Genomic DNA, 9,857 nt, shown 5'->3' with positions numbered 1-9,857 from the left:
GGCTGATTTGTGCAGCGTTTCCCTTGTGCCCAAGCCCGCCCCCAGCGCACCTGCGTCTACACCGGCACAGTCGCCCACGCCCACCTCCGGCGATGCTTTCCTGTTCAGTGGCAACCGGCACGAGACGGTGCCACGCAAGTTGTTCCTCGACCGTCGCTTGACGCCGCTGGAACGAAACGCCTGGCAAGTGTTCCGGCTGATGCTCAACGACGATGGCGTAACCGCATTTCCCACCTACGAGCAGTTGCGGCCCTGGCTGGCGTCCATGCCCTGCGCAGGCCAGGCCTCGCATGAAACCGTGGCACGGGCGCTGACACTGATGCGCCTGACTCGCTGGCTGAGCCTGGTTCGGCGACGGCGTGACCCCAAAACCGGCCGCATCCTCGGCAATCTGTACGTGCTGCACGACGAACCCTTGACACCGTTCGAGGCCATGCAGCTCGACCCGGACTACCTGCAACTCGTCAGCCAGGCGCTCGGCCATTCTGCCAAGGCCGTGCAGATCGTGGGCCTGCACACGCTCAAGGAAATCGGTGAAGACCCATTACTGGCCGGACGCACCCTCCCGTCACGGTTGCAGGTGATGGCCGAACGTCTCGCCAAGCAGGACCTCACGGCCAGCGATAGTTATCCACAGGAAGACGCCATTCACGACTCCGAAGAAGGGGCTCCGAGCCTTCTTCGGAATGGCGAACGCCCCTCTACGGATTCCGAAGCAGGGTCGAAACCCGCGCCAGACGTCTCTCTTCGGAATCCGAAGCAGGCCCGTACAGTACGTAGTAGTTGTATTAATGAAATACGTACTACTGCGCAGGCGCGCGCGCTGGGCGATCTGCAATGGCCCAAGCGCTTTGCGCAACTGAAGGCGGAACAGCAGGCGGGTGCCAAGGTGGCATTGCAGCAGGTTGATGCCTCGCTGAGGCAGGACGTGCTGGACGAATGGGCCGCGCGTTGTAGCAACCACGGCATCCGCAATCCCGCAGGGTATCTGTTCGGCATCATCCAGCGGGCCATCCACGGTGAGTTCAATGCCTGGGCAAAGAAAGACCCGCCACCGGCACCCACTCAACCAAACGAACGGCCACCACCCGCACCGCCGGCCCAAACGCAGGGTAAGCCGGTGCCACCAGAAGTCGCCAGGCAGCACATCGAGCGGCTTCGAGATCTGCTCGCCAGCAAGTGAGCAGGCTGGCAAGGCGGTGAAGTGGACACCCATGGATGCCAATAGAGCTATCCCCTGGGGATAGTTCCACCGTTGGGGCGGATGCTGTGCAGTCGCAGACCTGACATCGAACATCTGCCGCAGCAGCGGCGTTGCCCGTCCTGATCCCGACGTGCAGCGTTCGTTGGCGCTCCATGGAGCTATCCCCTGGGGATAGCTCGCGCCGCATGCGGCCACCACGCGCTGAACCGGGGTCTGGCTGGTTTCGGTTTGTTGACTGACTGCCTTCCGCTTCCTGCCGAAGCTGACCGCTCCTTTTCCCACAACGAGCGGACACCATGGCAACCAATGAACCTCTGCAACTGAATCTCGGCTCCCTGCGCAGCGCGATGTCGCTGACGCTTCACACGCACCACGCCTCGCGCATCTGGCATGGCCGTGCCGCCGCCGAGGGGCGACCGGGCATCGTCGGCCTGAACGGCTACATCGCCCAAATGAACAAGATGCGGCGCGGTTCGGAGCAGGACGACCCGTACTCGGATTGGTGGATGCTGCGCATCGAGGCCAAGCTCGACCAGACCAAGACCACGCTGCAATCGCTGCGCGAGCAGGTGGATCAGGCACTGGCGAGCGTGCCGCCGGCACTCAGCCTGGGCGAGAACCTTAACGTGCAGCCCGTCAAGTTGCCGCTGTTCGTCAATGCGCAGCTCGGCTTTGCCGCCGTCTATCTGCTGGCCGACTACGACGACATCGCCCGCAAACTGATCCTCGCCCACCACACGGCGCTCATCGACCGCAGCACCTTGGAGCGCTGGCTTAACGAGGGCGCCCATGCACTGCGCAGCCTGTTTTCGCTGGCCCAGCAATACCGCTATTCGGGCTGCACGCGCGACGATTTCGTGTCAAAGAACGCCGCAGCACGGGCGGCGTTGGAGAAATTCGGCGAACTGCCCCAGGACGTGCTGGAAGGCACGCGCCGCTCGAAGTTCGCGCCGCCCATCGTGCGCCGTGGCCTGCAACAGCGTGCTCAGAGTCCTGCTGCAGCGCCTGCCCCCAACGACGCGGCCACCACCGACGAGCCCGCCACTGACGCAGCACCCGAAGTCAGCGCCGGCGAGGTCGAGGACGAGCAGGCATGAGCGATCCGAACCGCGAACCCCGCTACTTCCAGGGCCTGCAACAGGCAGCCTTCATGAAGCTGGAACACGCTGCCTCTCTAAAAGGCCTTTTAAAGCCTTTTAAGGGTAAGGGGGATCTTGAGACCTGGGCCAGTCAGTGTTTCGCCATGCGCGACGAGTTGATTGACATGGCGCAGCGGCAGGTGCTGCAACAGGCAGTCGGGCATCCCTTCCACCTACTGCCCGTGGAGTTGGCCCAGCAGACCACGGGCGCAGGCACGGCGTTTTTGCGCTGGCGCAAGCACGACCGCTCAGCCATGGGCGTAGCCCTGTGGCAGGAATTGATGGCGAGCACCGGCACGCCGGTCAACCTGCTGGCCGAGCTGCACGCGATCGAGCTTCAACGCATCACGCTGAACATGCAGATCAGCCTGTTGCACACCTTGGGCAGGCAGGCCCAGGAGTGCGCCAGCAAGGCCGCCAAGGCGGAGGACGCCTACCTGCGACGGCTCAAGTCCATCCCACCTGGAGTGCGTGATCGGTGATGGCATCGGACACCCCAGTACGCGCCCGACGCCGACGCGGCACGGGTATTTCAACCACCATGGAGATTGCAACATGAGCACGCATTTTTGGGGTGAAGGCAACATTGGCTCACCGCCCGAGTACCGGGAGTTCCCCAACGGCAACGACGAGCCGCGGCGCTTGCTGCGGCTGAACGTGTACTTCGACAACCCCGTTCCCACCAAAGGCGGCGACTTCGAGGATCGCGGCGGTTTCTGGGCACCGGTGGAAATCTGGCACCGTGACGTCGCACACTGGAAGGATCTGTACCAGAAAGGCATGCGCGTGCTGGTCGTCGGACGCATGGAGCGCGAACCCTGGACGGACAATGAGGATCAGCCGCGCGAAACCTGGCAGATCAACGCGCGCAGCGTCGGCATCCTGCCGTTTCGCATCGAGTCCGTGACCCTCAGCCCGAAGCCGCAGGATGCGGAGGCAAAGTCCCAGGCCGCCCAGGAACCGGCTGCGCCAAAAGAGCCGCGGCGTAGGAAGTGACCCGGTATGAGCCGGCCACTGTTCGCCGCTCCATGCACCCGCGAGCTATCCCCAGGGGATAGCTCCATCAACGTCCACCGGCTTCCACGCGCTCCCGAAAATCGCGGCTCCCGGCCCGCCCCCCCCCGGCTGCACGCCATCTCCACCCCAGCCATTCCATCCCGTGAAAGAGGTCGCCACCGCTCGCGACTTGTTTGCTGCTGCCCTTGGCGGTGCTCGGCATCCTCGATTCCAGCAACTCAATGAACCACGGAAATCGGATGGACGGACATGCGCCTGTTCTTGTGCGAGAAGCCCTCCCAGGGCAAGGATATTGGCCGGATTCTCGGCGCGACGCAGCGCGGTGAAGGCTGCCTCAGCGGCTCCGGCGTCACGATTACCTGGTGCATCGGCCATCTCGTAGAAGCGGCAGCACCCGAAGTCTATGACGCGGCGCTCAAGCGCTGGTCACTGGAGCAGTTGCCCATCATTCCCCAGCAGTGGCGGGTCGAGGTCAAACCCAAGACCGCCACGCAATTCAAGGTCGTCAAGGCGCTTCTGGCGAAGGCGACCCATCTCGTCATCGCCACCGATGCCGACCGCGAGGGCGAGCTGATCGCCCGCGAGATCATCGACCTGTGCGGCTACCGTGGTCCCATCGAGCGCTTGTGGCTGTCGGCGCTCAACGATGCGTCGATCCGCACCGCGCTCGGCAAGCTGCGACCGTCGTCCGATACGCTGCCGATGTATTACTCGGCGCTGGCGCGTTCGCGGGCAGACTGGCTCGTGGGCATGAACCTCAGCCGTCTTTTCACGCTGCTCGGGCGGCAGGCGGGCTACGACGGCGTGCTGTCGGTCGGACGTGTCCAGACCCCGACCCTGAAGCTGGTCGTTGATCGCGACCGCGAAATCGCGGCTTTCAAGTCGGCGCCGTTCTGGGCCATCGACGTGTCTCTGTCCACAGAGGGTCAGGCTTTCTCCGCGCAGTGGGTTGCGCCCGACGGCTGCACCGACGACGCCGGTCGTTGCCTGCAACAGCCGGTCGCCCAGCAGGCGGCGCTGCAGATTCGCGTCGCGGACAACACCCAGGTGGTGTCGGTCGAGACCGAGCGCGTGCGCGAAGGCCCGCCACTGTTGTTCGACCTGAGCACCTTGCAGGAGGTCTGTTCCAAGCAGCTCGGGCTGGACGTGCAGGAGACATTGCAGATCGCCCAGGCCCTGTACGAGACGCACAAGGCCACGACCTACCCGCGCTCGGACTCCGGCTATCTGCCCGAAAGCATGTTCGCCGAGGTGCCCGCCGTCCTGGACAGCCTGCTCAAGACCGATCCGTCGCTGCGCCCGATCATGAGCCAGCTCGACCGCTCCCAGCGTTCGCGTGCATGGAACGACGGCAAGGTCACGGCGCACCACGGCATCATTCCGACGCTCGAACCCGCGAACCTCTCTCCTCTGAGCGAGAAGGAACTGGCGGTGTACCGGCTGATCCGGGCGCATTACCTGGCGCAGTTCCTCCCGCACCACGAGTTCGACCGTACCGTGGCTGAGTTTTCCTGCGGCCAGCAGATGCTGGTGGCCACCGGTAAACAGGTGGTCGTCAAAGGCTGGCGTCTGGTGCTGGCCGAACCGCAAGCGGATGAGGACGGCGACGACGCGGCGCGCAGCCAGGTGCTGCCCCCGCTGCGTGGGGGCCTGGCGTGCCAGGTGGCTGAGGTCGAGATCAAGGCGCTCAAGACGATGCCGCCCAAGCCCTACACCCAGGGCGAACTGGTCAAGTCGATGAAGGGCATTGCGCGCTTCGTGACCGACCCGCGCCTGAAGCAGAAGCTCAAAGACACGACGGGCATCGGCACCGAGGCGACGCGGGCCAACATCATCAGCGTGCTGATCGCCCGTGGCTACATCGTGAAGAAGGGGCGCTCCATTCGCGCATCGGATGCGGCGTTCACGCTGATCGACGCCGTGCCCGCAGCGATTGCAGACCCCGGCACGACGGCAGTGTGGGAGCAGGCGCTCGACATGATCGAGGCGGGACAGCTCACCCTGGACGTATTCCTCAGCAAGCAGGCCGCCTGGATTTCGCAGTTGATCGCGCAGTACGGCAGCATGTCCCTGTCCATCAAGCTTCCCCATGGGCCAGCATGTCCGCAGTGCGGCGCAGCGACGCGCCAGCGCACCGGCAAGAGCGGCCCATTCTGGTCGTGCAGTCGCTACCCCGACTGCAAAGGCACGCTGCCGGTCGAATCCGGTACGCCCAAGCGTGGCGCTTCGCGCTCGCGTAGCAGCGGCCGCAAAGGCGCCTGACTGACTCCGTTTCCCGTGGGCCGCGCCCTGTTTCAAAGGCGTGGCCCGTGTCCCGCACGCCCCTGCGGGTCGCCCAGCGCGCAACACCTTCTTGTCCGTGTGCGCGTCCCGCCCAGCCGTCCCCGGCTGCGGGACCTGAAGGTAGCTTTTCCGCGAACCGTCTCCCGCGTGTTCTGCTGGTCTGTGTTTCTCCCGCCCACTGCGAAGGGTCCCCCGATGGCTTACCAGGCAGCGCGAGCCACCCGGAGACCCTTTGTGGTCAGCGGTATTCGGTGCCGGTGCCCACCGGCGCAAAAACGGGCTCCCTTTGTGCGCGGATGTGCGCCAGACGATGCCGGCCCCAGCCACGACATGGGCCGGGTGTGATTGCTGATGAGCAGACGGTTCTAGCGACGACCGGGCCTGCAACAGCCCACGGGTGGTTATTTCCTCCCGAGCCGAAGGTCAGCGAGCCTTCGGCATCTTCATCTCGCCGATCAACGTTCCGAGCCAACGGCCGGCCACAGCAACAGGAAACCGACGCATGCAACAACCGGAGAAAGTACGAGCCGCGTTCGAGCGCGACCTTGGCAACAAGGTGCTGTTCATCAAGGGCGGCAAACTGCTGTTCATCGATGGCATCAATCTCAAGGCCATCGCCGACCGTAAGGCGTATTTCGCTTCGCTGCGTGCGCGGCAGGCGCAACCCATTGTGGTCCTGGCCGAACTGGGACAGGACGAGGCATTCGCCCTGTGGAAGCAGCATGTCCTGGGCGACACGACCGAGTGAGCCAACGCACCCACGCCCCCCCTGACAGCCCGCACTCGATGCGGGTTTTCTGTCTCTGCGCCCATCAATCCGGGCTGGGCCGAATGTCGTTTTCCAACTGACGCAGCGCGGCCCCCGGACGAAGCTGCCCGCATGTTCGCTGATTCGTCAGCACATGCCAGCAGCCATGGGTTCCAGGCTGCCGTGGGTTCTTCCCGCGTAACCCGCCAGTCCGTATCGCATCAAGTCTGCGGACACGCGTCCCCGTGACGCCGATGCTTTTTATCCACCGCGTGCGGGAGCTGCCATCCCGTGAGGGACAAGGCCCCGCTTTTCCAAGGAGCCTACCCATGTCCCACAAAGCCTCTTTCGGCCAGTTGGCCTTGACCTATTGCGGCAAGTTCCTGCCGCTCGAAGTCCTGCAAAGCGCCGCCGGCCACTACATCGGCACGCGCGATACCGAAGGTCCCGTTTCGCGGGAATCGCACGAGTACTTCCGCAGCCATGCGGCGGCTCAACGTGCCCTCGAAAGAGGCGGCTGGTCCCAGCTCGCCATTCCCTGATCCAACTGGAGGAATCACGCCATGAATCAACTGCTGCCGCAGGAAGTCGTCGATCAGATCATGCGGGAAGAGCAGCATTTCGCTGCCGAGCCCCAAGCCTTCTTCGAGGCCTGGAAGCGTGGTGCCGAGATCGCTGGCCCCGAATGGTTCGGCGACGGCACCCGTGACGGCCTGAACCAGGCCAAAAGCAAGTGGGATCTGCGTCCCAACATGCTGCGGCTCAACGATGCCCTCGGTGTCCTGAGCAGCGGGCAACGCATGTTTCTGTCCGCCATGGTCAGCTTCTACAACGCGCACGAGGGCGGTGCCATGCTCAAACGCTGCCATTTCCACGGGCTGTCGGATTTCGACGGTCTCGACCTGGAACGCCGCCAGGTCATTGCCGACTTGATGCTGAACTACAGCGGCTGGTGAGCCCGTTTCTGGCACACCCCCGTCTTTTCGTTCCCCACGAGGGACATGCACCTACACGGTCATGTCCCTCGATTTCCTTTCCGTTGCCCAGCGTAAGGCGGCTGAATCAAAGCCAACGATCACCTCTGCCTGACGCATTTTCCCCTTTCAACCCACCGGGTCCAATTCCCGGTGGCGGGAATTGGCTCCATTATTCAATCTGGAGCGTCCCCATGTCTCAGAATCCCAATCCCTTTGTTCGCGGCTACTGGAATTTGAAAATCGTCCGCACGCTGTCCATCAGCTACGAGGACGGAAGCCCGCCTGTCTGGCGAAATATCCACCCGAGCCAGCAACACCTGTCCGACCAGGAACTGATTTCATCGTCCTGCATCGTCATCAGCGATTTCGCGGTGGTCACGAACGGCTCTGAACCTGTGAGTGCCGAGGTACTGGCCGAATGCGATGCCGATGAAGGTGTTAACGGCGAAGGCGTGATCGGTGCCGTGGTCTATGCCATTCATGGCGAGGACTTCGACGGTCGCCTGATCCACGTTGGTGACAGCTATTCGGTCGAGGCCGCGCGGGAAGTTGTGCGGCGCCTGAGTTTCGAGACCGGCTACTACAGCCGATGCTGGGAGATCAGCAGCGCACACATCAGCCCGGAAACCGGCCAGTACCTCGCCAATCTGGCGGACCTTGCCACGCCGGAGGCCTTTTTGTTCATCGCCTTTCGGGTTCCGTACAGCCCGGCGATCGGCGTCAAGCTGATCTCCACGCCCTGGACGGACAAGAACCTGGAGTACGCCGATGGCATCACCGCCGAGCAGCTTCGGCAGGAGCACCGCAGCAAGGGCATGCCCGACGACCTGGCGAACATCCTGGAACTGGCTGGCCAGGCCGATGTGCGCATCCTCATCCTCGACGCTGACGCGCCCGTGTTGCTGGGCCTGCCGCTGGCCGAGCCCTAGCAAACACACCACGCGCCCACCTTCCTCTTTGCCCTCCATGCCAGCCTGTCTCCTTTCTGGGAGCCAGGCTGGTCCTATTTCATAGGAGCACTTTATGTTCCCCGACCTCATCTCGCCCGCACGCGACTTCGAGCATCAGCTTGGAGCCTGCGTCAACGCCATGAGCCAGGACGACGCCATCGGCCAGATCCTGGTATTCGAGCGCTTGAGCGGCATGCTGCACATGCGCCATATCGCCAGCGCCGATCTGGCAGACACCGACATTGATGCCTACGAAATGGTCGTCTTCGACGGTGGCAACACCGGCGGCGACACATGGAAGCATGTGTTCTTTCCACGTCAGCGCGAACACTACTTCGTGTACCAAGCCTGACCACCCAGCCGCTTTCGAGGGGCCTTTTCTTGGCGCGGCGCAGGAAAGCGGGTGCGGCGCGGTGCGGTTTCCTGAGCGCAGGCCGCTCACTCCAGGGCCATCCTTACCCCATGTTCGTCGGCGTTGCCGACACATGCCCAGGCAGCCAAGACCTTCAAGGCTGCAAGCGCGGGAAACCGTGCTGGTTGTTTCTTCCTACGGACGCATCGCGCCCATCCACCCACAAGGGATCTCTCCCTTGCGGGCGGGGAATCCCTTGTTCTTCCTCAAGGAGATTCACATGGATCGCTCTCTTATCAAGACCCTGATGCCTTCGCTGGTCGCAGGCCATGTGCCCCGCAACGTGCGGTCGTTCAAGTACCGCGTGTTCGATGATCAGCCACAGTCCTCGACACTGGGCTTTGTCATCGATCCCCAGCCCTTCGACGGCAAGGTGGTCGCAGCCAGCGAGGACGCCATCGTCGTCAAGCTCAAGCCCAGCGAGTTCGCGGTACTCGATCCCAACCTGGTGACCAGCATTCCCAGCGAGGGCACCAAGGTGCATGTCCAACCCTATGCCCGTCGTCGTTTCGACGGTCTGCGTGCGGACACGCCAGAAGAGCGCACCGAGATGATGTCCGACGGCACTCCCTACACCGTCAAGACACACATCCTCGGCTCCGCGCCGGCCAAGCTGCCCATTCCCGAGCCGCAGTGTATGGAACTGGGTCAGCTCATCGAGCAGTTGGAGGAAATGTCGGCGCCCGACGGGTTCCGGCGCATCACCCACATGCTGGTCGATGCGGGCGCCCACGACTTCACCTGGGTCGATCCGAAGCCGGCCAAGATCATCGAAACGCCTCCGGCGATCAGTTTCACGGTTTCGACCGCGAAGTTCGACGGTCGGGTGACGATCCTCTACCAGCGCGGCAGCGATACCTATGCGGTGGAGCTGTGCCGCGACGGCGAGTTGGTCGATCGGCACGACGAGGTGTATTTCGACATGCTCGGCGAAGTGCTGGAGCGGCTCATCGACGACGGGCGCTGGCGTCTGATCGATGTGAGCGTGATCGGCGCGGAGACGTCCCGACGGCGCCGCGCTGTACCGGCGTAACACCACGAAAAGAACCAGGCGACATGCCCCCCACAGGCTCTCCCTCCATTCGGAAGGAGGGCCTTTTTTCTGGTTCTTCACGGAATCCCGGGAA

At 63.5% G+C, this 9,857-nt stretch carries 10 protein-coding genes and 1 pseudogene; all 11 read left to right on the top strand.

What is annotated here, in order from left to right:
* Window positions 1-7: 7 nt before the first annotated feature.
* A complete protein-coding gene (locus B2246_RS00470) occupies window positions 8-1,183 on the top strand; it encodes an STY4528 family pathogenicity island replication protein (protein ID WP_286964012.1) in 1,176 nt (391 codons plus the stop codon).
* Between the two features lie 317 nt (window positions 1,184-1,500).
* The gene (locus B2246_RS00465) at window positions 1,501-2,301 is read left to right on the top strand and encodes a PFL_4669 family integrating conjugative element protein (RefSeq protein WP_012205957.1); all 801 of its coding nucleotides are present in this window, start codon (window positions 1,501-1,503) and stop codon (window positions 2,299-2,301) included.
* Complete coding sequence (locus B2246_RS00460) at window positions 2,298-2,825, top strand: DUF3158 family protein (protein WP_012205958.1); 528 nt, start codon at window positions 2,298-2,300, stop codon at window positions 2,823-2,825. The genes B2246_RS00465 and B2246_RS00460 overlap by 4 nt, the downstream gene beginning before the upstream one ends.
* 73 nt (window positions 2,826-2,898) lie before the next feature.
* Window positions 2,899-3,339 (top strand): single-stranded DNA-binding protein, encoded by a 441-nt coding sequence (locus B2246_RS00455; protein WP_012205959.1) that lies wholly within the window; start codon window positions 2,899-2,901, stop codon window positions 3,337-3,339.
* 270 nt (window positions 3,340-3,609) lie between these two features.
* On the top strand, window positions 3,610-5,622 hold the full coding sequence (locus B2246_RS00450; protein ID WP_012205960.1) for a DNA topoisomerase III: 2,013 nt from the start codon (window positions 3,610-3,612) through the stop codon (window positions 5,620-5,622).
* A 523-nt stretch (window positions 5,623-6,145) separates the two neighbouring features.
* A pseudogene (locus B2246_RS00445) lies at window positions 6,146-6,391 on the top strand (hypothetical protein); the annotation flags it as partial.
* A gap of 329 nt (window positions 6,392-6,720) precedes the next feature.
* On the top strand, window positions 6,721-6,933 hold the full coding sequence (locus B2246_RS00440; protein WP_003158617.1) for a hypothetical protein: 213 nt from the start codon (window positions 6,721-6,723) through the stop codon (window positions 6,931-6,933).
* 21 nt (window positions 6,934-6,954) lie between these two features.
* Entirely contained in the window at window positions 6,955-7,347 is a 393-nt protein-coding gene (locus B2246_RS00435) for a hypothetical protein (RefSeq protein ID WP_044314043.1), read from the top strand.
* 212 nt (window positions 7,348-7,559) lie between these two features.
* Window positions 7,560-8,297: an ABC transporter substrate-binding protein gene (locus B2246_RS00430; protein WP_286964007.1), complete on the top strand. Its 738-nt coding sequence runs from the start codon at window positions 7,560-7,562 to the stop codon at window positions 8,295-8,297.
* Window positions 8,298-8,391: 94 nt separating this feature from the next.
* The gene (locus tag B2246_RS00425) at window positions 8,392-8,670 is read left to right on the top strand and encodes a hypothetical protein (RefSeq protein ID WP_044314045.1); all 279 of its coding nucleotides are present in this window, start codon (window positions 8,392-8,394) and stop codon (window positions 8,668-8,670) included.
* Window positions 8,671-8,950: 280 nt separating this feature from the next.
* The gene (locus B2246_RS00420; protein WP_043942133.1) at window positions 8,951-9,763 is read left to right on the top strand and encodes a GTPase; all 813 of its coding nucleotides are present in this window, start codon (window positions 8,951-8,953) and stop codon (window positions 9,761-9,763) included.
* Window positions 9,764-9,857 lie beyond the last annotated feature (94 nt).

The sequence above is a fragment of the Cupriavidus sp. UBA2010 genome (assembly GCF_002335265.1).
GTDB classification, from domain to species: domain Bacteria; phylum Pseudomonadota; class Gammaproteobacteria; order Burkholderiales; family Burkholderiaceae; genus Cupriavidus; species Cupriavidus metallidurans.
The sequence above is the reverse complement of the archived record's forward strand: the minus strand, read 5'-3'. Positions and strand labels throughout refer to the sequence as shown.